General features: G+C 48.8%; 18 protein-coding genes, 1 CRISPR repeat array and 1 riboswitch. Of the genes, 10 read left to right on the top strand and 8 right to left on the bottom strand.

What is annotated here, in order from left to right:
- Positions 1-439 precede the first annotated feature (439 nt).
- A CRISPR array of direct repeats spans positions 440-1,486; the repeat unit is 28 nt; unit sequence TTTCTAAGCTGCCTGTGCGGCAGTGAAC.
- A gap of 218 nt (positions 1,487-1,704) precedes the next feature.
- Positions 1,705-1,974, top strand: coding sequence for a TIGR03643 family protein (locus BZG78_RS07455; RefSeq protein ID WP_021023599.1), 270 nt, complete (start codon positions 1,705-1,707; stop codon positions 1,972-1,974).
- A gap of 333 nt (positions 1,975-2,307) precedes the next feature.
- Here BZG78_RS07455 and BZG78_RS07450 read toward each other — a convergent pair whose 3' ends face one another.
- Together BZG78_RS07450 and BZG78_RS07445 are read right to left on the bottom strand one after the other, a co-directional pair.
- Positions 2,308-3,471, bottom strand: coding sequence for an amidase family protein (locus BZG78_RS07450; protein ID WP_077660816.1), 1,164 nt, complete (start codon positions 3,469-3,471; stop codon positions 2,308-2,310).
- Between the two features lie 126 nt (positions 3,472-3,597).
- A complete protein-coding gene (locus tag BZG78_RS07445; RefSeq protein WP_077660815.1) occupies positions 3,598-4,767 on the bottom strand; it encodes a J domain-containing protein in 1,170 nt (389 codons plus the stop codon).
- 358 nt (positions 4,768-5,125) lie between these two features.
- A riboswitch (glycine riboswitch) is annotated at positions 5,126-5,219 on the top strand.
- Positions 5,220-5,291: 72 nt separating this feature from the next.
- Here BZG78_RS07445 and BZG78_RS07440 point away from each other — a divergent pair.
- Positions 5,292-6,695: an alanine/glycine:cation symporter family protein gene (locus tag BZG78_RS07440; RefSeq protein WP_077660814.1), complete on the top strand. Its 1,404-nt coding sequence runs from the start codon at positions 5,292-5,294 to the stop codon at positions 6,693-6,695.
- An 80-nt stretch (positions 6,696-6,775) separates the two neighbouring features.
- On the opposite strand, the gene BZG78_RS07435 is transcribed toward BZG78_RS07440, so the two are convergent.
- Positions 6,776-7,450, bottom strand: coding sequence for an HAD family hydrolase (locus BZG78_RS07435; protein WP_236719564.1), 675 nt, complete (start codon positions 7,448-7,450; stop codon positions 6,776-6,778).
- A gap of 307 nt (positions 7,451-7,757) precedes the next feature.
- On the opposite strand from BZG78_RS07435, the gene BZG78_RS07430 reads away from it, so the two are divergent.
- The 5 genes from BZG78_RS07430 (at position 7,758) to BZG78_RS07410 (ending at position 12,847) form a co-directional block, all read left to right on the top strand.
- Positions 7,758-8,342: an FMN-dependent NADH-azoreductase gene (locus tag BZG78_RS07430; protein WP_077660813.1), complete on the top strand. Its 585-nt coding sequence runs from the start codon at positions 7,758-7,760 to the stop codon at positions 8,340-8,342.
- A 168-nt stretch (positions 8,343-8,510) separates the two neighbouring features.
- Positions 8,511-9,932: an exodeoxyribonuclease I gene (sbcB, locus tag BZG78_RS07425; RefSeq protein ID WP_077660812.1), complete on the top strand. Its 1,422-nt coding sequence runs from the start codon at positions 8,511-8,513 to the stop codon at positions 9,930-9,932.
- A 213-nt stretch (positions 9,933-10,145) separates the two neighbouring features.
- Positions 10,146-10,646: a hypothetical protein gene (locus tag BZG78_RS07420; RefSeq protein ID WP_236719563.1), complete on the top strand. Its 501-nt coding sequence runs from the start codon at positions 10,146-10,148 to the stop codon at positions 10,644-10,646.
- 309 nt (positions 10,647-10,955) lie between these two features.
- Positions 10,956-11,852, top strand: a complete 897-nt coding sequence (gene cdd, locus BZG78_RS07415; RefSeq protein WP_021023608.1) for a cytidine deaminase — start codon at positions 10,956-10,958, stop codon at positions 11,850-11,852.
- A gap of 95 nt (positions 11,853-11,947) precedes the next feature.
- A complete protein-coding gene (locus BZG78_RS07410) occupies positions 11,948-12,847 on the top strand; it encodes a DMT family transporter (protein ID WP_174566346.1) in 900 nt (299 codons plus the stop codon).
- 43 nt (positions 12,848-12,890) lie between these two features.
- Here BZG78_RS07410 and BZG78_RS07405 read toward each other — a convergent pair whose 3' ends face one another.
- Complete coding sequence (locus BZG78_RS07405) at positions 12,891-13,508, bottom strand: thiopurine S-methyltransferase (RefSeq protein ID WP_077660811.1); 618 nt, start codon at positions 13,506-13,508, stop codon at positions 12,891-12,893.
- 198 nt (positions 13,509-13,706) lie between these two features.
- Here BZG78_RS07405 and BZG78_RS07400 point away from each other — a divergent pair, with 198 nt between their 5' ends.
- Positions 13,707-14,114 carry a hypothetical protein gene (locus tag BZG78_RS07400; RefSeq protein WP_131825315.1) on the top strand — a complete coding sequence of 136 codons (408 nt, stop codon included), beginning with the start codon at positions 13,707-13,709 and terminating at the stop codon, positions 14,112-14,114.
- An 8-nt stretch (positions 14,115-14,122) separates the two neighbouring features.
- Here the strand turns inward: BZG78_RS07400 and BZG78_RS07395 are convergent, their stop codons facing one another.
- The gene (locus tag BZG78_RS07395) at positions 14,123-14,557 is read right to left on the bottom strand and encodes a hypothetical protein (protein ID WP_077660810.1); all 435 of its coding nucleotides are present in this window, start codon (positions 14,555-14,557) and stop codon (positions 14,123-14,125) included.
- A 276-nt stretch (positions 14,558-14,833) separates the two neighbouring features.
- A complete protein-coding gene (locus tag BZG78_RS07390; protein ID WP_077660809.1) occupies positions 14,834-15,199 on the bottom strand; it encodes a MarR family transcriptional regulator in 366 nt (121 codons plus the stop codon).
- A gap of 266 nt (positions 15,200-15,465) precedes the next feature.
- On the opposite strand from BZG78_RS07390, the gene BZG78_RS07385 reads away from it, so the two are divergent.
- Positions 15,466-16,149: a DUF2982 domain-containing protein gene (locus tag BZG78_RS07385; protein WP_077660808.1), complete on the top strand. Its 684-nt coding sequence runs from the start codon at positions 15,466-15,468 to the stop codon at positions 16,147-16,149.
- A 128-nt stretch (positions 16,150-16,277) separates the two neighbouring features.
- Here BZG78_RS07385 and BZG78_RS07380 read toward each other — a convergent pair whose 3' ends face one another.
- Complete coding sequence (locus tag BZG78_RS07380) at positions 16,278-16,922, bottom strand: MBL fold metallo-hydrolase (RefSeq protein WP_077460613.1); 645 nt, start codon at positions 16,920-16,922, stop codon at positions 16,278-16,280.
- 185 nt (positions 16,923-17,107) lie between these two features.
- On the opposite strand from BZG78_RS07380, the gene BZG78_RS07375 reads away from it, so the two are divergent.
- Positions 17,108-18,853, top strand: a complete 1,746-nt coding sequence (locus BZG78_RS07375; protein ID WP_077660807.1) for a GNAT family N-acyltransferase — start codon at positions 17,108-17,110, stop codon at positions 18,851-18,853.
- A 130-nt stretch (positions 18,854-18,983) separates the two neighbouring features.
- On the opposite strand, the gene BZG78_RS07370 is transcribed toward BZG78_RS07375, so the two are convergent.
- Positions 18,984-20,744: a L,D-transpeptidase family protein gene (locus tag BZG78_RS07370; RefSeq protein WP_077660806.1), complete on the bottom strand. Its 1,761-nt coding sequence runs from the start codon at positions 20,742-20,744 to the stop codon at positions 18,984-18,986.
- Positions 20,745-20,751 lie beyond the last annotated feature (7 nt).

The raw sequence follows: 20,751 nt of genomic DNA, 5'->3' as shown, positions 1-20,751 counted from the left end.
ATATAACGCTTTTGTCAGTGACTCCCAACTTTTAACTCATATTGATTCAGCCGAACAACGTTGGATATACAGCAGCACACATAAAGATTCTCATTCAAGCTTGGTATGACTTACGCTATGCACCATCGTCGTCAAATTGGCACTGATCGTGACAGGCCCCCGTTGGCAATGTGCACCTATCCAACACCGTGCCGGGGCTTGTGTCACCTACGCGAATGGTATCATCGGGCCAAAAGTGGCTGTTCCGATAACCAATGTAAGCCAATGGCACCTCCGATATTAAAATGGTGTGTAGGTCGGACAAGCGCCAGTGCGATGTCTGTCATGTATTACCCAAGCGGACTGCGCGCCTCCGACATCGGAGCCAACGATTAACCTCGATCGTGACAGGCGCCCGTTGGCAATTTGCACATATCCAACACCGTGCCGGGGCTTGTGTCACCTACGCTGTCTATGCGGCAGTGAACAAAAGGGTTTATCTTGGAATTGTTTTAATCATTTTCTAAGCTGCCTGTGCGGCAGTGAACTTCCAAATTAGTTTGGGGCAGATCTGCGTTATTTTCTAAGCTGCCTGTGCGGCAGTGAACAGTCGATGGGCGTTGCGGTGCCATTACCGGGCTTTCTAAGCTGCCTGTGCGGCAGTGAACTTTTCGAAAAGCTCAGCAAAACGCTGAGTTATTTCTAAGCTGCCTGTGCGGCAGTGAACCGCTGCGTAGTGATTTTCGCGAGCAAGTAAAATTTCTAAGCTGCCTGTGCGGCAGTGAACAACTTTGATGGCACAGTTAGCGAGATACGAGATTTCTAAGCTGCCTGTGCGGCAGTGAACGGAATTGACCCAGACAGCGCCGCTCATGGAGTTTTCTAAGCTGCCTGTGCGGCAGTGAACATATGATCGTTATCTCTGGATCCGTGGCGATGTTTCTAAGCTGCCTGTGCGGCAGTGAACATAAAATCCCGCCTCGGCTACTACCCACTTGCTTTCTAAGCTGCCTGTGCGGCAGTGAACCAGGGTTTTTGTATGTCGTTAGATAAAACAACTTTCTAAGCTGCCTGTGCGGCAGTGAACCCGGGTGACGACATCGACACCAAAGCACTATTTTTCTAAGCTGCCTGTGCGGCAGTGAACATCATTAAGTGGGTCGGAACGCACATCGTAACTTTCTAAGCTGCCTGTGCGGCAGTGAACGAAATGATTCAGGTTAACACCGACGGTCTAACTTTCTAAGCTGCCTGTGCGGCAGTGAACCAGTGGGAGCAAGTAACGGGACTGCAACTTGATTTCTAAGCTGCCTGTGCGGCAGTGAACTAGTCGCGGAGCTGCGTGCGTCCGTGCCGGAATTTCTAAGCTGCCTGTGCGGCAGTGAACGCGTCGACGTCACGCGCGCTGACATACGGGCGTTTCTAAGCTGCCTGTGCGGCAGTGAACAAGCTAGCCAACGGCCACGCGCTTTGCGTTGATTTCTAAGCTGCCTGTGCGGCAGTGAACTATAGAATAACGAAATAATAGCCTGTGACAACAGGCCGTTAGGATAAAAATCGTTTTTTACCCTTATTAAAAACGCCCAGTCGTAACTGACTGTATTCGCTATTTATTTCTAAATATCCCAAAAACAAGGGTAAAAGCATTGCTCAGTCTGAGGGCTCACGCTGATCGGTCTTTCATGCTCTACGCGTACTGTTTGCCACTAGAGCAAGGAGACCGATATGGCATTGAACGAGCAACCGGGAGACATTGACCGGATCATTGAAATGGCGTGGGAAGATAGAACCCCCTTTGAGGCGATTGAAACGCTGTATGGCTTGCGTCAGGATGACGTCATCGCTTTGATGCGGCGCGAGTTAAAACCACGCAGCTTTAAGGTATGGCGTGAGCGGACGCGCGGGCGTAAAACCAAGCATCAGGCCCTACGGTCAGAGCACGTCTTACGTAGCCATTGCAAGACGCAATACAAAATAAAATCCGCCAAAAAGTGATAGGTTTAGCGATAGATCGTGTTTTGTGAATAACGTGGATGCGTTAATTGGGCGTCTCCGAAACGTTACGGGAAGGTGACAGCCAATTTGTCACTTTCTTATACCACGAGGCCTGCGTGCCAAACCTCATAAAGCACTAAGTTAACCTCTTAAATATCAAATAGTTAAAAAGTTAAACACCGACTAATCCAACCAGTTATCCACAGTTTCTGTTGATAGTAAACGCACAACATAAAACTTATTTAAAACATATAAATCATGCGTTTACCGAGGTAAAAAGGTTTTTTATAGAAATTTCTTGACGAAGCTGAGGATAAGGAAGCAATCCATCCTTTAGTTTAACCATCGACGCGCAACTTCCATCAACAACTTATCTTTATAGGGATGAGCAAGTAACGTTATCCCATAGGGCACGTTATCGTGAGTGAATAAAGGCATTGTTAGTTGTGGTAATCCACACACATCGGCTAACGCCATAAGGCGGCGCTGGGCGAGATTAAAGGTATCACTGGCGGGTTGGTCTGCATCACGGGGCAAAATCGCGCCTGGTGTTGAGGGAATAATCAATACCTTATCACTCGGCCACATGGCGGCAATGGTATCGCGGAGCTGCTTGCGCGTTTTCTTGGCCTGATAATGGGCTTTGTAATCCACTTCCCGCAGCCGTTCAAGGTAGCCTTGGGTTGAGGTAGGTAAGTCGAGTTCGGCGCTGTCTAGCCAAGCTTGATACATCAGTAAAAATTCTTGACTGGCAATCGCAACTTGGGTTTTCTCTACCCGAGTAAGCACTAATTTATTCATCGCTAAGGTGGTTTCTTGGGGAAGGTGAAGCTGTTCGAGGTGTTGGTAGACCTGCTTCATTGCTTCATCCGAGTAAAACAAGGCAAAAATTGGCTCAGCAATGACCACACCTTGAATATTGGTGACCGCGGTTGAGGGCTTTGCCACCAGCTCTTGAAACTGGCTTAAATCTCCGAGACTCGCACTGCAAACGCCAATGTTATCAAAGGTATCAGCCATGGCGATTATCCCGGTAGTATCGACCAAACCAGGCGTGGGCCGATAGCCATAGAGGCCGCAATGCGCGGCGGGGATCCGCACGCCCCCGAACGCATCATTGCCTAAACCCAGATCCGCCAGTTTTTTCGCCACTGCGACTGCGATACCGGCATTGGCACCACCCACACGGTATTGACGATAGTGGGGGTTGCGAAGTTCGGCATAAAAAGGATTGAATCCGGTGATACTAAAGCCGAGCGGATCGATTTGCACCTGGCCGATCACACTGGCACCCTGCGCCATCATCGTTTTCACCACGCCCGCATCTTGGCTTGCGGCTGTGCGCGTTTCCGACCAAGCCGGAATGCCTATCCCGGACACACACGCTTCGAGCGATACCGAATGCGACACCGCTATCTTGTGGCGCCGAAATACGCCGCTTGCACTGTCTTGCCGCGGTGGCTCAAATTGGTGCGCGAACATCGCTTGATCGAGCATAGTGACTGGCCTCAAATAAGTGTTATTGCTTACTGATCAGTGTAATACATTCAGGCGATACTGAGTTGAAATTCCTTCTATCTGACGGTTGCCATCTTTAATCGTGAACACTCGCGGTACCGCTGCCTACTCACGGTTCACCGCAGTAAGATCCGGTATTTGTCGGCACGATTGTTCAAACGCCCTTAACTTCGGGGTCAGATCAGCACTCACAAAGGTGTCATCGAATATTTGTACCTTACGTGCTAATTGCCAACTATCGATAGATGCCCCTTGGCCATAAGGAATCGCATACACATGAAAGTGCTGCCGCTGTGCGACGTAATCGAGATTAGGTGGCACGCGCAACGGTTGATAACTGCGGTTCAAATAGATGTAAAAATCGCCCACGCAATTTGCCACGATGTATGAGCCTTGTTGACTACGCAGCGCGAGATACGGCTGGGCGATATCAGTATATTGATTGATATGCCATTTTTCTGCCGTCGGGTTAAGTTCAATCATCGGCGCGGCCGGTAAACTCGGCGGCGGTGCTGAGGGCGACTGAGTGGCGGCAACAGTATCAACCGGCTCAGAGGCTGGTGGCTTGGGATTAATGATACGTACACGTTGCGCGGTATCAGGCTGGCTGTCACCGATAAGTGGAGCAAGCCACCGTTGCCATTGCCCAAAAGGCACCATTACCAGTGCTATGGCGCACCATGAGGCCAATACCCAACGCCAAGCCAGCCCAGGTTTAGCCGGTTTTAAAGTGACTGGAGTGGCTTTATGCGTCAGCTCCGTTTCTAGCTGTTCCACGCGCGTTAACGCATCTTTAAGCTCACGGTTGCGTTGTGTGGCCTCTTTTTTTTCTTTGTCGTGCTCACGTGTCAGGCGCGCATGTTGTCCGTCTAATGATTGGTGCTGACGCTCAAGTTTTTGGTACTGCTCTCGCCACTGGCGGTTATCAAACTCAAGTTTGGCAATTTTAGCCGTGAGGTGTGCCGGAATTTGTTGGCCGGCCTGACGAGATTTGAGGGTGCGGTTTTCTTGCTGCAACACCGCTAACTCTTTTTGCAGGCGTGCAACCTGGCTGCGTAACGCCGCCTGACTTCCCTCGTTTTGCGTTTGCCCTAAAGCGCTATCGTCGCCCTTCCCTGATTTAACGGCCTGGTATGCTTCACTGACCAGCTGCATCAACCCAGTGCTGCCACCTTTATCCGGATGCACACGGCTAGAAAGTCGCTTATAGCGTTGTTTAACCTGCGCGGCCGTTTCGCCGGCATTCACGCCTAAAAGTTCGTTCCAAGTGGTCATGCTAGGGCTCGTTGAGTCAGTGGTTACCGATTAATGGTAATAATAATATCGGCCAATGTCTTATAACATTGAGCCACCTCGTTTAAAAACGGGCGTTAATAAGTGCAAGAAACACTCAGGCAACTGACACATATCACGCGGCATCTATAGCCAGTAGAACCTTCTATAAAGCGATAATTTTTACCTTTTCAGAAGAACAATGCCCTGTTCACTTAATTTTGCATTGCATTCATATTTCTGTGATCTATCATACTTTCCGTCATAACGACGTTCCGATGAAGACAGCAGGAGAGAGATGGCAAATGCCATCCGCCGAAGAAGTAAATCTTTCAGGCACTTAATTGTATGGACTGCTGTTGGAGGAAACTCTGGAGAGACCCGTTAATTCGGGCGCCGAAGGAGCAAGCTTGTTTTCAAGTGAAACTCTCAGGCAAAAGGACAGAGGAGATACCCACCCCAATATGTAGCACTTTTGTTAATATTAGTGTGGTCTATCTTCTCCTTTGATGTTTAAAGGGGGATTAATGCCATTTTTTTCACAACTACCCGATATACCCGCGCTTCTTGCCACCATTGACGGCTGGATTTGGGGCCCACCGCTTTTATTGTTATTAACCGGTACCGGGCTCTTTTTTACCGTTCGCTTGGGCTTGCTCCAACTCCGCCGTTTACCCTTTGCGCTCAAGCAAATATTTAAACCTTCTGATGCCACCAGCCAAGGCGATGTCTCTGGTTTTGCCGCGCTATGTACCGCATTATCTGCCACCATTGGTACCGGTAATATTATCGGGGTTGCCACAGCAATTTCGTTAGGGGGCCCAGGCGCACTATTTTGGATGTGGTTAGCCGCTTTTTTAGGGATGGCGACCAAATACGCTGAGTGTTTACTGGCGGTGAAATACCGCGAAACCGATCATAAAGGTAATATGCTTGGCGGGCCGATGATGTACCTATCCAAAGGCGCCGGCAAGCCGATATTAGCCAAATTATTTGCCCTATTCGGCATCGGCGTGGCTTGTTTTGGTATTGGCACTTTCCCACAGGTGAACGCCATTAGTAGCGCCGCGACCCATTTGTTTAATATTCCAACCGTTGCCGTCGCTGCTATCCTTACGGTACTAGTGGCGTTAGTGACTATCGGGGGCGTGAAATCTATTTCGGCCGTCGCCGCCAAAATCGTTCCTGTGATGGCCGTATTATACGTCGCTGCCTGCTTGTGGGTACTCGGCGCCAATATATCCCAATTACCCCATGCGGTTGGCCTGGTGTTTGAGTCCGCGTTTAACGGCATGGCAGCCACCGGCGGCTTTGCTGGGGCCGGTATGATGCTCGCCATTCAATCAGGGATTGCCCGTGGTGTGTTCTCTAACGAGTCTGGCTTAGGGAGTGCCCCCATTGCCGCGGCGGCCGCTAAAACCGACTCGTGCGTTGAGCAAGGGTTGGTATCAATGACAGGCACCTTTATCGATACCTTGGTGATTTGTACCATGACAGGGTTAACGTTAATTTTAACGCAATCATGGTCAGGCGAATTAGCGGGAGCAGCAATGACATCGCATGCCTTTGCCGTGGGCATGGAGAGCAGCGTTGGCCCTATGTTAGTGAATATCGGCCTACTCTTTTTCGCCTTCACGACGATTTTAGGCTGGCACTACTATGGCGAGCGCTGCGTCGCGTACTTGTTTGGCAAAAAAGCGATTTATATCTATAAACTATTCTTTATCGGCTTGATCGCATCCGGTGCCTTTATTCAACTGAATACGATCTGGATTCTTGCCGATATTGTTAATGGCTTAATGGCGGTCCCCAACCTCATCGGTTTGTTACTGCTGCGTAAAGTCGTGATTGAAGAGACCCAAGCGTATTTTTCGTCACAAGACAGTGACCAGGCCAGCGAGATAGCGCAATCCTGTTCACAATCAGCATGATCGCGTGCCAGTTACTTTGTACAAAAAAAGCCGGTTCATAGACTGAACCGGCTTGTTGTGCATATGTGGGGCGAGGGGGATTAAGCGTATTGACGCTCAGCTTCCTCAATCCCTAACTTACCAAGAATTGCTTGAGGATTGATAAAGTGATTCACCCGCACCTCGTGCTCTACCTTGTCACCCACCGCGACGAATTCATAGTTCAGTGATTGCGTGGCTTGCTTATCCCATACACCATCACCGAAATAGATTCGACGATCAAAATACACACCGTAATCTTGTTTGGCTCGAAATGCCGCCAACGCCATGACTTCACTCCGGCTCATGGCATCGGAGCAAGATGAAAATACAATGCCGTCGATATTAAAACCTGCCGCTTTTAACTTCATTCGTGCGGTTTCTTCCCACCCGCCGGTAGCAATGGCTAATTCAACCGAGGGCACATGGCGCATGTGTTCTACAAATTCCACCGCGCCGGGAATTGGCGCTAAGCCTTTCTCTGCAATCCTAACCGCCAATTTTTGCCTAAACACCCGTTTGATCTCTCTAAACAGCCTGATCTTGTCATGGTTGAGTCCATGGGTGTCGATTAACTCTTCGATGATCCCCGCATCGGTCACATTGGTGTAGCTTCCCCAATTATCTGGAACCGCTAAACCTGTGACTTCATCAATCGCCTGGCTGAAACACTCGTGGTCCATTTGGCAGCTGTCTACCAGCGTACCGTCCACGTCTAACATAAATAAGTTTTTCACGCACATTTCCTCAAACCCCGTTGTGTCCCACAAGTGACCGACTTGTGATTTGATCGGGCGCTTTGCCGTTCTTGATCTTCGTTTTTTATCAACACAACGGGCATTATAACATTATTTTTACATTCTGGACGACTATCGGGCGACATCATACGCCCCTATTCACTCAGCGCAACGCTACCGTGAGAAATAACCGGACCCAACAAAAATTTTGAACAAGTTTAACGAATTTATACGCTGGTTTTACCGTGTCGTTTCTCTACACTCTAACGTGTGCTGAATCACGCCAACCCATTTTAAGGAGAAATATATGAAAGCGCTGGTCTTAAAATCAAGCATTCTCGGCCCCTACTCTAGCTCAAACGCAGTCATTGACAGTGTAGTGGATTCCCTGTCTCCAGAGACGCTGATTGAGCGCGATCTGGCGGCGACTCCTTTGCCTACGCTAACAGGAAATAACGTCGGTGGTTTGCGTGGCGCAGACGAGCTCACTGAGCCGCAACAACAGGTGCAACAGGCATCGGACCAACTGATTGAAGAAATACAACAAAGCGATACTCTAGTGATCGCGGCACCTATGTATAACTTTACCATCCCCGTGCAGCTAAAAGCATGGATTGATCTGGTTGCCCGTGCAGGGGTAACGTTCCGCTATACCGAAAACGGTCCTGAAGGCCTACTAACCGGTAAGCGCGCCATTGTGGTCACCACACGAGGGGGGATGCATAAAGGAGGAGACACGGATCATGTCACCGGATATATGCAAACGGTGCTTGGCTTTATTGGGATCACAGATGTCGAGTTTGTCTATGCAGAAGGCCTCGCTATGGGCGAAGAAAGCGCGACAAAAGCCATCGACGAGGCGAAGCAAACACTGAAGCGGCTTGCCTCTTAATGCGCCTTTGTTTGTAGATGATCGATCAGAGCCTGCCTCGTTGCAGGCTTTGACGCATTTGATCTTACCACCGACAGGATTGGTGATACGTCTTGCCAGTGTTACCATGAGCACTTATCGCAGGGTATTGACTCTGCTTTCTTTTGTTTGATCAAATTGGATTCGATTGTGACAGACGCGGACCAGCCAACCTTTTTTATTTACGACTTTGAGACGTTCGGTACCCATCCGGGTAAAGACAGGCCTTGCCAATTTGCTGGCGTTCGCACCGACAGTAATTTTAATATTATTGGCGAGCCTCTGGTGCTATTTTGTCAGCCCCCCAATGATTACTTGCCGGCCCCAGAAGCTTGTTTGGTCACAGGCATTACCCCGCAGCTCGCACTGAAAAAAGGGCTGCCCGAACCCGAGTTTATTGCCCAAATCCATGCGGCTCTGTCTCAACCGAACACCTGTGTAATTGGCTATAACAATGTTCGGTTTGATGACGAAGTGACACGGTATACCTTATATCGTAACTTTTTTGACCCATATGGGTGGAGCTGGCAAAACGGAAACTCGCGCTGGGATTTACTCGATGTGATGCGCGCCTGTTACGCGTTGCGGCCTGAAGGGATTGAATGGCCACATGACGAAAACGGTAAGCCCAGTTTTAAGTTAGAAAACTTATCCGTCGCCAATGGCATTGAACACAGTGATGCGCATGACGCCATGGCGGATGTCCACGCGACCATTGAGTTAGCGAAAAAAGTGAAAGCCGCGCAACCCCGGTTGTTTGATTACCTTCTCACTCACCGCCATAAGAATAAAATTAAGCACCTGATTGACGTGGTCAACATGACACCACTGGTACATGTCTCAGGTATGTTTGGCACCGAGCGAGGCAACACCAGTTGGGTTGTGCCAGTGGCATGGCATCCTGACAACCCCAATGCCGTGATCACCGTTGATCTTGCCCGCGATCCTTCACCTTTATTCGCGCTTGATGCCGATGCCCTCCGTGAGCGTTTATATACTCCTCGTCAAGCATTGAGTGACGACCAATTGCCGGCACCATTAAAGCTTATCCATATCAATAAATGTCCGGTCTTAGCCGATGCCAAAGTACTTCGTCCTGACGATGCCGCGCGTCTTGGCGTGGATAGAGAAGCATGTCTTCAACATCTTAAAGCACTAAAGGCGGCGCCCGAAATCCGAGAGAAGCTGGTGGCTGTCTTCGCGCAATCCAAGCCCTTTGACAATCAAGATGTTGATAACGCACTGTATGCTGGCTTTTTTTCAAAAAGTGATCGCAGCGCGATGGACATTATCCGCGCGCAAGATCCAGAAAACCTTGCCGGGATTGACTTGAGTGTCGACGATTGGCGCATCAAACCTCTGTTGTTTCGTTATCGTGCCCGCAACTATCCGTGGACACTTACTGACGATGAACAAAAACAATGGTTTATGCACCGCCGCGATTATTTTGAAACACACCTTCCCACGTACATGGACAACCTACAGCAACTTGCGGATCATCATCAGGCGGATGAGCACAAGGTCCGTATCTTGAAAGCGGTCTACCATTACGTCGAATCATTAGTCGGTTAGCCTCGAGATACGATGTCGTGTTTTTCGATAGGTTCAACAACCGTTATGGCGCCATAGCGGTTGTGCTTTTTTTAATCTATTGTTATTCCTTATAAAATCAGAAAATTCAACATTATGCCTGCATAACTAGACCCAAAAAAGACATGCTAACGAGTTGCAGTTCTGTGATTTAAGTCCACACTTTTATAAAAGCTGTCGTTTGGAGTGGGCTTGATGATGACAACAAAAGTAAATACACGCTGTTACCGTTTTCCTGAAGTAGATTTTGAGCCAGAGAGTCGCACACTGTATTGGACGGATCAGGCAATCACGGTTTTGTCGTATGAAGAATCACGAATGCTCGAAATGCTTTGTTATTACGCAGGCGAGGTGTTGTCAAGTCGCACCTTGTTTAAACAAGTCGCATTACCCGACAGTTCTTTTGCACAACACCAAAGTGTGGTCACTTCGCTCATGGCTAAGTCTTACCGCAACGGTAAAAAGTGCTTGCCCTTTGACGTGGTTGGCGAGTTTGGTTTTCGTGTTGCTTTACCCCAACAAACCTTTGCGCAACGGCCAACCACACCGGCGGAAAATCAACCTGATCTCACCCCACCTCCGGCAACGCAATCACCGGCATTAGGGGATCCCTCTTTTAGCATTACAAAACCGCTTATTGTGTTGATTGCGACCGCAAGCCTCATTATTGGCATTACTGCGTTATTAACGCAGTAGCTGTTCGTCGACGCGAAATCCGAGTACTTTCGAGCTCACACTCACACTATTCGCGTTGTGAGCTCAGATCGTTGATGTTTTATCTGACTTTGTCTTATCTCTAATGATCGTGGATCCGGTGACCTTCGCGCTGGCAACATTGGCTTTTGCAGCGTTAGCGTTGGCAAAATTAGAAGGCGAAAAAACATTGATGTCACTCTAACTTTCAGCAACGAAATCAGTTTTGCATATCATGCGTGACTTTAATCACATAATTATCAGGAGTGCTTCCCTACACTGAGCCTCCGTTAATGACTAAGAAGTGATGCTATGCGAACTGCACTAACCGATGCACTGACACAATTGCCCGACGCATTACAACGCGTTGTCTCTGATTGGATAACTGACACACACTTTGGTGCGACATTTTCACCAGAGCAAGTGGCGCAAATGGAAGCCGAAAGTGGCCTATCTGGCGCCGCATTGCGTCTTACTCTATTGCCAATAGCGGCGGCTTATGCGGTGACTCCGATATCAACGTTTAACGTTGGCGCCATCGTTCGTGGCGAAGATGGCACCCTATACTTGGGAGCCAATATTGAGTTCACAGGGGTGCAACTAGGCCAAACCATTCACGCCGAGCAATGCGCGATTGCCCATGCGTGGACCAAAGGGGCAACTCGCTTAACCGATATCACGATCAACTACAGCCCATGTGGTCATTGCCGTCAGTTTATGAATGAGCTAAACGGTGCAGAATCACTCACCATTCAGCTACCAAAAACGGATCCCAAACCGTTACATGCGTATTTACCTGATTCCTTTGGTCCTGCCGATTTAGGGGTTGAATCACGTTTATTAACTGACGCGCCACACCAGTTACCCACAGACGATATTGATATTCCACTACTCAAAGCTGCCGCCGATGCGGCGAACCGAAGTCATGCACCGTATTCGGGTAACTACAGCGGCGTGGCCGTTGAAACATCTGATGGGGCGGTTTTCTCTGGGATGTATGCCGAAAATGCAGCGTTTAACCCGAGTTTACCCCCGCTTCAAGTGGCGCTCATTGCGACCAATATGGCCGGCTATCACTGGGACGACATTCGGTCGGTGGCGCTGGCCGAGATGACAAACAGTACGGTGAGCCATCTGACCGATACCCAAGCCACATTGGACGCGATGGATCCTGATATTCCTTTCGTCTATTCGACCCTTTCAACTTAACCACATGATACGCTTGGCCTCAGCGGGGATTTCTGATCGCTCTGAGGCCTAATTTGCGCTACTATCCGTACGTCTTTTTTCGGATTGTCACGGTAATGAAACAAGTTCATCATCCCCTCCAAGGCGCGGCCTGGATGCTCACTGCAGGCTTATGCTTCGCATTAGTCAACAGCCTTTCTCAATATGTTAGCTTCAAGTTGGGCTTGCCTTCGACGACCGTTGCTTTTATTCAATATGCCATTGCCTTAGTGGCCATGATCCCCTGGTTAAAGCAACTGGGGATTCGTCAATCTTTAAAAACCCAGCACCTTGGGCAACATTGTTTGCGGGTGTTTATTTCTGTTATTGGGATCCAACTTTGGCTATGGGCGCTCGCTTATCCGGTTCCCATTTGGCAAGGCATAGCCCTACTAATGACATCACCGCTGTTTGCAACCATAGGATCGGGGCTATTTCTTCGTGAACGGGTTGGTATTGCACGTAGCTTGGCCACACTTGCGGGTTTTTGTGGCGCGATGATTATCCTAGAACCTTGGTCAAATGGTTTTACATGGGCAACGTTACTGCCGATAGGCGCCGCTTTCTTTTGGGCGACCTATTCATTAATGGTGAAACGGTTATCAGCCTACGATCCACCGACCACGATGGTCGTTTACCTCCTTTTGTTGATCACCCCATTTAATCTACTCTTGGCCGTGCCTGACTGGACACTGCCGTCATCTGCAATGGCATGGTGGATGCTGTTCGGTGCTGGAATGCTCACCGCACTCGCACAGTGGGCAATAGCCAAAGCCTATGCCGCGTCAGATGCCTCGTTTGTTCAGCCGTTTGATCACGCTAAACTGCCGCTGAACGTCCTCTTTGGTTGGCTGGTATTCAGCTGGGTTCCACCTGGCCGGCTATGGCTCGGCGCAGGAATTATTATCGCAGCCGTTTTCTTTATTACCCACTGGGAATCACGACAGTCTAATCAACCTCGAGTCAAAACCGTCTAGCGCAAAACGGCGCTATCCGAGCATGGCTCTACCAAACCGAGCACTAAGCGTTGGCTTTTATCAACCAGACTTGCTCACCTCGGTCACCCTCTGGCTCGGTTTGCGTCTCTAACAACCTAATATCGAGCCCTGAAAACGCCTCTTCCACTATTGACGTATCGATGGAAAACGGCGGATTATCATCGGCCTGAGGATAAAACAAAGTGATCAGTAATAGGCGGCCTCCCGGCGCTAAAAGATCACGCACACGATGCACATACTGATCCCGCATCGACGGTGGCATCGCCACCAAAGCGGCACGATCGTAGATCAGCGAAGTCGGGCTCAAACGTGCAGTAAAAAAGTCACCACTGATCAACTCCAACTCATCGAAACAATAATGTGTATGACCCGACGGCGCACGGTGAACTTGCGGGGTATACAGGTTTTCTGAAAAAAAGGCCCGTACCGCGATATCACTCAGTTCTACACCAATCACATGTTCGTGTTTTTCCGCAAGCCAGTTTAAATCGATGGATTTGCCACACAAAGGCACCAGTACTGTCTCATCGGGCATTGGACAAAGTGTTGACCAGTAACGCATAAGCATTGGGTGCACACTGTCCCGATGAAACCCTATTTGATTTTCAGCCCAACGCTGATGCCAAAATTCTTGCTCCATGGTTTCTCCGAGAAGATGAAAAGCGGCCAGTTTAGCAAGTTATTAAATCAATCTCATTAGCAATTGCTTAAAAACGGGTGGAAATTGTTCACGATCTTGATCACAAATTAGTCAACGAGTAACTTGCGAGGCAGTCCACAAACAAGTACTGTTTATGCATACAGTAATGATCATATATACAGGTTCTTTATGTACGCGATGTCTAATGAGTCAAATCAAGCAACGACGCAAACGTCAGTACAGATGCGTGACGGAAGCTATTATTCCTCTGCGTTGAACGCACAGACACCCATCAATGCCCATTGGCTGTCGATGTTACAGGCGTTAGCATTCAAAGCACGACAGCAAAAGTGGATCACGATCATTAATCCACCCCGCTCATTGAACGCCGAGCAGCTTAGTCATTGGGGAATTAATACCAATCAGGTAAGGATGATTTATCGTCGGCATGGGTTTGACGATGAAGCACTGATTGACGCCGCAATGGCCGCAGATACGTCATGTGCGATCATTGCGTTTACACCCACATTGACACGTTTAACCTGTTACGAACACAATCAGCAGTGGATTGCACGCGTCGATCCAACATTGGCACAACGTCATTAGTACGCGCCTCAGTGCAGGCAAGTATCCGCGTCAGAGATGAAAGTAAATCTAACCCACTCGCGGTTTTCATTACTGTATTCAAGCTGTGCGCCTGTTTGGTGGCTTATCGACTCCATTTGCCGATACTCTAAAGCATAAGGCATCAATACAGTGAGTTCTTTAATTCCTTGCGCACGAGCCAAACCGGCCAGTTGAACCAAATTGGATGTATCGGTATGACGCACTGACATCACACGCGCGGCGTCTTGCTGTAGGCGCTCTTGAGCGGTTAGTGGTGATTGAACGCCACCCGCTTGATACTCAAGCACAGTATTAAACATGGGCAACAAGCTTCGAAAAATATCGAAAAAAGTCCAATTGGGCTGCTGACTTTCACACAAAAAATGTGTGTAATCGAAAACAACCTCTGTGGGTGTTTTCAGCTGGGTTGACAGCGCATCCATGGCTTACCTCCAGACTAAAACCTAAGCGGATACACCCACTATAAGCAGTTTTAAACAGATGTCTGGAAGATTATACAGTATTTTGCACTCGATCATGCTTTATACACGTAACACGATTATTTCGAAAAGCTTTTTTAACACAAAGAAAACAAATAGTTGAAAAGAAACCGATTTTCTTAGCATGTGCAAAATGAAGTAACTGAGAGGCGGTGTTATCGAACACCCGCTTAAGTACAAAGACAAATCATACGACTTAAGCGGATGAGCAAACACTGATCAAGATGCTTTGTAAATCACCTTGTTGACGGCCATTTGAACACGCTCGACTGCGCCCTCTTCGGTCAATTTTTTCAACGCACCTGTCGCCCAAGAAGCGGCTTTACTGTCTTCTTGTCCTGCAGCCAGACCAATGCCTTTCGGGTTGATCCCTTCAGGATTGGCTTTAACGATGTCTAATACTTGCTGCTGCTTAGGGGTGAATGACGAAACGGTATCCACAACGGGCGCTTTTGCTGCAGAGTCTACCGCCGGTTTAGCCGTTACCGCGGGTTTCGCTTTTACGGGACGTTGACGCGCTGGCGACGATGCCTTAACACGCTTGTTGAGTTTACCTTGTACTTTACGTTTGTGAGAAATTTTCATTCAATCATCCTACTCCGACGCACTACGTTCAGGCTCGCTGAAAGCAGCGGGTGAAAAACAAAGCGCGTGTTATACCAAATTTCAGCTCACTTTTGTAGGTAAGCGTCCCTTAGTCGGTGCAAAGTTCGTGACATTCAGCGACAAATGTTTACCTATTCGGTGTTTTTTAGGCAAACTAATCAGACACTTTCATCGTACACTTACAAAGTAAATCGTGGCTAAACGCTTGTACTCGCCGCTTTATCTATGGCGTGGAATGGAAGATTATGGATGCACTCAAGACAATAAAAATCTACCCGCCCCAATTTGAAGCGGCGCGATGGAGCATGCTAATCGCAATGGTTGTCGCATTTGCATTGGTATGCTTTTTTTTAATCCAACCCTCCTTGTCACTTGGGCAAGGCATTATCGGCCTGATCGCTATCGGCGCAATTTTATATGCCATACATAAACTTCTGCAGCGCGTACAACTGTCGTTTTCGCTCTCATTTATGCATATACAGCATCACAGCTTTCGTGGCGGTTGGGCACTCAAATGGCGCCATATTGACACGATAGGGATCCCTCAAATCTATCCGCAAAGCCTTGGCGAGCCACTGCCTTGGATGGGGATTAAAATCAAACACTATGATGCATTATTAGATAGTATTAGCTTGAGAATGGTGACTCATATCATCATGACTCAACGGGCATTACTGATTACAGCTTACCGTCGTGCGGGAAGCAAACCCAGTAAGCCATTGGAAGATATGATGTTTGATGACACCCCATATCGTGGTGCCAATGGTGTGCTTTATAAAGGTCTGATGGCGATGTTGGCCAATCGTATGCGATATATGCGCGAATTGTTAGGTTATGACATTTTTATCAGCGAAGACTTACTCGATCGCCCCCTAGAAGACTTTATCGGGGTGACAAGACGCTATCTGGCTGCTGCCAGTACGCAATAATGGTCTTGGGACAAATAGGCTCTTCTAAACAAAACAAACAGGCTCTAAACAAACAGGCTCTAAACAAACAGGCTCTAAACAAACAAGCTGGCCCGTACTCTGAGTACAAGCCAGTTTAGTGACAAGCGTTAGAAAGCACCGGTAAGAAAAGGATTAGTTTTACGCTCATGGCCCAGCGTTGACGTGGGACCGTGGCCGGGAATAAAAGTCACATCATCTCCCACCGGAAGCAGCGTGTTCTTGATGGCGTCAATCAAGGTCGCGTGATCGCCTTTTGGAAAGTCGGTACGGCCAATACCACCGTTAAATAACACATCGCCTACCCATGCGGTACGGCTTTCTTCATCCACAAAGACAATATGTCCTGGCGTATGCCCGGGGGTAAATAAGACCGACAAAGTATGCTTGCCGACGGTGACCGTATCACCTTGCACTAACCACTGATCCGGCTCGAACGGCTCGGCGTGGGCAAAACCAAACATTTGTGCCTGCGCCGGTAAGGCTTGTAACCAAAATGCATCTTCTTTGTGCGGACCAATCACCGGAATATCAAGCGCGTTAGCCAATTCTACTGTGCCACCCACGTGATCTAAATGGCCGTGAGTAAGAAGGATTTTCGTCACGGTGACATTGAGTGAATGAATCACTTGGCGAATTTTAGCCACGTCACCACCTGGGTCGACGATCGCTGCGTCTTGAGTTTGATCGCACCAAATAATCGAGCAGTTTTGTTGAAATGCCGTGACCGGCACAATCTCATAATGCAACGCCATACAGTTAGCCTTCCTTTTGTATAAGTGCGGTAGCCGCCGATAACGACGTAAATACGGGCCTCACTATGCCATGCTGTCATCAGTTTGCAACTGTGCTGCCAAGGAGATGTCACCTTCACGCTCTAGGCTAAGATAAGGATACCTGGATACCTTTCAGGTGCGCTTTATTGTATGCAGGGCTGCTTATGTTAGATATTGATAAAGTATTATCGTCGCATTACCCCCGGTTAGAACAGCGCGGTTGGCTCATGCGCCCCGTCAGTAAAACGTTAAAGCGTTTACTTCATGAGCAGGAGTTTCAAGCGTTTGCTGAACGCTACCCGCATCTACAAGGGTTCGAGTTTGTTGAACAGGTGCTGGATTATTTTAACTTTAGCTATCGGGTCAGCGATAGAGAAAAAGAGCGGATCCCGGAATCTGGACGGGTAGTGATTATCGCCAATCATCCAATCGGATCACTGGATGGCTTGGCGCTGCTTAAACTCGTACGCTCAGTGCGTCCAGACGTTAAAGTTATTGCCAATGAATTACTCATGCAAGTCGGCCCACTTCACAGTTGTCTGTTGCCAGTCAACAATATGGGAGGCCGAACGCCTAAACAAAATCTACAACAAATCACACAGTGGCTAGAGCGTGATGGCGCTTTGATTATCTTTCCAGCCGGTGAGGTTTCGCGCGTCGCACCAACAGGAATTCGAGACGGTGTTTGGCACTCTGGCTTCTTACGTATGGCGAGTAAATCAAACGCCCCTATTTTGCCGATTCATGTTGACGGGCGAAATTCTGCCCGTTTTTATGGTGCGTCAATGGTCTATAAACCTTTGTCGACTTTGTTACTGGTTGAAGAGATGTTTCGACAAGAGAACAACACCATCGCCTTCACTGTGGGCGAAATGATCCCACACCACAGTTACAGTGCCAGCGCGAACCTTCCGGTAAAAACACGGGTTAAACTCTTTCGCAAACACCTCTACCGGATCGCCAAGCGTAAGCAAGGCTTGTTTCCCACCGAAACTGCGATTGCCTCACCGGAGCCACGACTGGCGCTCAAGCATGCAATCGCACTCGGCGAGCAACTCGGACAGACACCCGATGGTAAACTCATTTATTTACTCGACTATCAAGCCGACTCGCCGGTGATGCGCGAAATAGGCCGTTTACGTGAAGTCGCGTTTCGTGCTGTTGGGGAAGGCACCGGACAGCGGCGTGATCTTGATAAATACGACCAATACTATTGGCATTTGGTCTTGTGGGATCCGATTGAGCTCGATATCGTCGGCGCATACCGCTTATGTGATACCCAAGCCACTCTCGCTCATCAAGGGCTTGGAGGAATCTATAGCGCAAGCTTGTTCGATTATGAACAAGGGATGCAGCCTTTTCTTGACCAAGGCTTAGAGCTAGGCCGTAGTTTTGTTCAGCCCAAATATTGGGGAAAACGAAGCCTGGATTATTTATGGTTAGGTATTGGCGCCCTACTCGCTAATCGCCCACAGTACCGTTATTTATTCGGGCCTGTCACTATCAGCAACGCGATGCCACAACCCGCTAAAGAGCTACTGATCTTCTTTTATCGCACCTACTTTCGTGGCGACAACCGCTGTGCGCGCTCGAAACGACCGTATCAACTCGCCGAAAGTAAACAAAGTGAGTTGCTCGACCACTTTTGTGGCAACGACTATGCGCGCGATCTGAAAAAGCTAAAAATGTTACTCGATCACCTTGGCGTCGGGATCCCAACGCTTTATAAGCAGTACAGTGAGCTATGTGAGCCTGGCGGCGTACAATTCTTAGACTTTGGCGTTGATCCTGATTTCGCCGACTGCATTGATGGACTGGTTTTAGTCGACCTCAAGCGTTTAAAACCCAAGCGCTACCAACGCTATATTGCGCCACATCTAACCACTACCCCAACCTCCACTTGTGACTAAACCTCGCTGTGAGTACCTCGCTGAAAGTACCTCACTGTGAATAAGCGTCGCGGTGAAAAAACAAAGCCCCGCGCTCTCTGTCTTGATGGCGCGGGGCTATGACTGTCAACTCTTGTGATCGTGATTGAGACTACTGTGACCGTGATGAGGATATATCACGTTGCTGGGTTAAGTAGCTCGGCTCCTGAGTGGTGATTTGTCGTTCGGCATGACTATCATAGGCATATACATCATCGCGAAACGCGAGCTTGCCGTCTTCAGTGACCCATGCTGTTTGGTAAATGGTTTGCACGGAAAGGCGCGTTTGCAACGACACCCACTTAGTTTGTGTTTTATCCAAATACCCTTGGTAGTTAGACAACTGTTTCCCGGACAAATCCAGCACCAAATCCGCCAACTGCTCGGCCTGCTCCACCCGAATACACCCAGAACTAAACGCGCGGCGCGAGCGACTAAATAAGCTTTGTGCCGGCGTGTCATGTAAATAAATGGCGTTTTTGTTTGGGGTGTTAAACTTGTACTTTCCTAATGCATTGCCTTGACCCGGAGCCTGTTGCAATCGATAAGGGAAGCCGTCGTCATTCACGGTTTGCCAATTAATCGTACTCGGGTCGATAGCGATGTTGCTTTGCCAGTTAGGCAAAATGCGATACTGATTGCGAGACAAATACTGCTGGTCATCCGCCAGTCTGGGCAAGATATCTTTTTGCACAATGCTACGAGGCACATTCCAGCTGGGGTTCAGCACCACCGAATCAAGTTGCGACGTAAACAGCGGCGTACGTCTTGATTGTCGACCAACAACCACTTTACTTTCGAATACATTTTGATCGTCATGCCATACATGCATGCGATAATCGGGAATGTTCACCACAATTCGATTGGGATTATCGTTAGGCCACAACCGCAACCGTTCTGCATTAAGTGCCAATAACCGAACCCGTGCTTGTGGGTCCAAATTTAACCACTTCGCGGTTGCTGGGCCGATAATACCATCCATGGATAAACCATGTTGTTGCTGAAAGCGTTCAACTGCGCGAAGCAAGTCACCACCGTAGCGCACAGTCTCGCCATTTATCGCTTCCAAGCGCTCAGAGCTGCCCCAAAACCCCTGTAGCCTCAGATTATCCACCAAGTTAAGCGCTAACGTTGTCGCAATCGCTTGGTCCGGGTATATGACGTTCTCAGCCTGAATCGTTGGCCAAACCGACTGCGCCTGCTCTTGTAAGCGAACAATTTGTTTTACTAATGCATCGTATTGCGAGTGTTGTGGACGCCGCTGCTGCAAAAACGGAGCCAGTGACCCGTTAAGTCCTGCCTTAAATAACGCAGCACGCCTTTGCGATAAGGGAGCTGGCAAGGGGGTGCGATGAGACGCGCCAAAAAACCATTGCACTCCTTTATCGGGGATCACACTTAAATAGCGAAGCAGCGCATAGGCGGTATCGGTAGCAAAAATATCATAGGCCGCATCGCTGGGCTGCTGACGAAGTTGCCGCAATTGCCATGCTCGCCATTCAAACTCAGGACTAAAGCCAGCCAGTGAAATCACATTCACTTGCGTTTCTAACTCATCTCGCGCCGCATCTTGTGTCCAAATCAACGAAAATCCATTATCCAGGTAGTCTTGAGTCAGCGCTTGGGGATAGGCCAATACGGTCGCATCCGGTGCCGCCGATTCAAGCCAATCGCGCGCATACTGGTAGGCTCGCTGGCGATGAACATCCGCCGATACAGTTTGATCATCAGGCACTCTTTTCCCCGAGATCTGCGGTTCAGTCAGTAACCGTACTCCCCCCGTTTCACTGGCGTTATTGGCCATCACTGGCTTTACCAAAAAGCAAAACACTATCAGAAGGTTAGCCAACCAGGCATCGTGCCTTCTCATCATACGCCCC

The sequence above is a fragment of the Salinivibrio sp. MA351 genome (assembly GCF_001996065.1).
In the GTDB taxonomy this organism is placed as follows: Bacteria; Pseudomonadota; Gammaproteobacteria; order Enterobacterales; family Vibrionaceae; genus Salinivibrio; species Salinivibrio costicola.
This window is presented reverse-complemented; position numbering and strand designations above follow the sequence as displayed.

Bases quoted from the DNA above. Each gene is read 5' to 3' on its own strand.
- BZG78_RS07450 (WP_077660816.1), bottom strand. From the start codon at position 3,471: ATGCTCGATCAAGCGATGTTCGCGCACCAATTTGAGCCACCGCGGCAA.
- BZG78_RS07445 (WP_077660815.1), bottom strand. From the start codon at position 4,767: ATGACCACTTGGAACGAACTTTTAGGCGTGAATGCCGGCGAAACGGCC.
- BZG78_RS07380 (WP_077460613.1), bottom strand. From the start codon at position 16,922: ATGGCGTTGCATTATGAGATTGTGCCGGTCACGGCATTTCAACAAAAC.
- BZG78_RS07410 (WP_174566346.1), top strand. From the start codon at position 11,948: ATGAAACAAGTTCATCATCCCCTCCAAGGCGCGGCCTGGATGCTCACT.
- BZG78_RS07385 (WP_077660808.1), top strand. From the start codon at position 15,466: ATGGATGCACTCAAGACAATAAAAATCTACCCGCCCCAATTTGAAGCG.
- BZG78_RS07455 (WP_021023599.1), top strand. From the start codon at position 1,705: ATGGCATTGAACGAGCAACCGGGAGACATTGACCGGATCATTGAAATG.
- cdd (WP_021023608.1), top strand. From the start codon at position 10,956: ATGCGAACTGCACTAACCGATGCACTGACACAATTGCCCGACGCATTA.
- BZG78_RS07390 (WP_077660809.1), bottom strand. From the start codon at position 15,199: ATGAAAATTTCTCACAAACGTAAAGTACAAGGTAAACTCAACAAGCGT.
- BZG78_RS07430 (WP_077660813.1), top strand. From the start codon at position 7,758: ATGAAAGCGCTGGTCTTAAAATCAAGCATTCTCGGCCCCTACTCTAGC.
- BZG78_RS07370 (WP_077660806.1), bottom strand. From the start codon at position 20,744: ATGATGAGAAGGCACGATGCCTGGTTGGCTAACCTTCTGATAGTGTTT.
- BZG78_RS07440 (WP_077660814.1), top strand. From the start codon at position 5,292: ATGCCATTTTTTTCACAACTACCCGATATACCCGCGCTTCTTGCCACC.
- BZG78_RS07400 (WP_131825315.1), top strand. From the start codon at position 13,707: ATGTCTAATGAGTCAAATCAAGCAACGACGCAAACGTCAGTACAGATG.
- BZG78_RS07375 (WP_077660807.1), top strand. From the start codon at position 17,108: ATGTTAGATATTGATAAAGTATTATCGTCGCATTACCCCCGGTTAGAA.
- BZG78_RS07420 (WP_236719563.1), top strand. From the start codon at position 10,146: ATGATGACAACAAAAGTAAATACACGCTGTTACCGTTTTCCTGAAGTA.
- BZG78_RS07405 (WP_077660811.1), bottom strand. From the start codon at position 13,508: ATGGAGCAAGAATTTTGGCATCAGCGTTGGGCTGAAAATCAAATAGGG.
- BZG78_RS07395 (WP_077660810.1), bottom strand. From the start codon at position 14,557: ATGGATGCGCTGTCAACCCAGCTGAAAACACCCACAGAGGTTGTTTTC.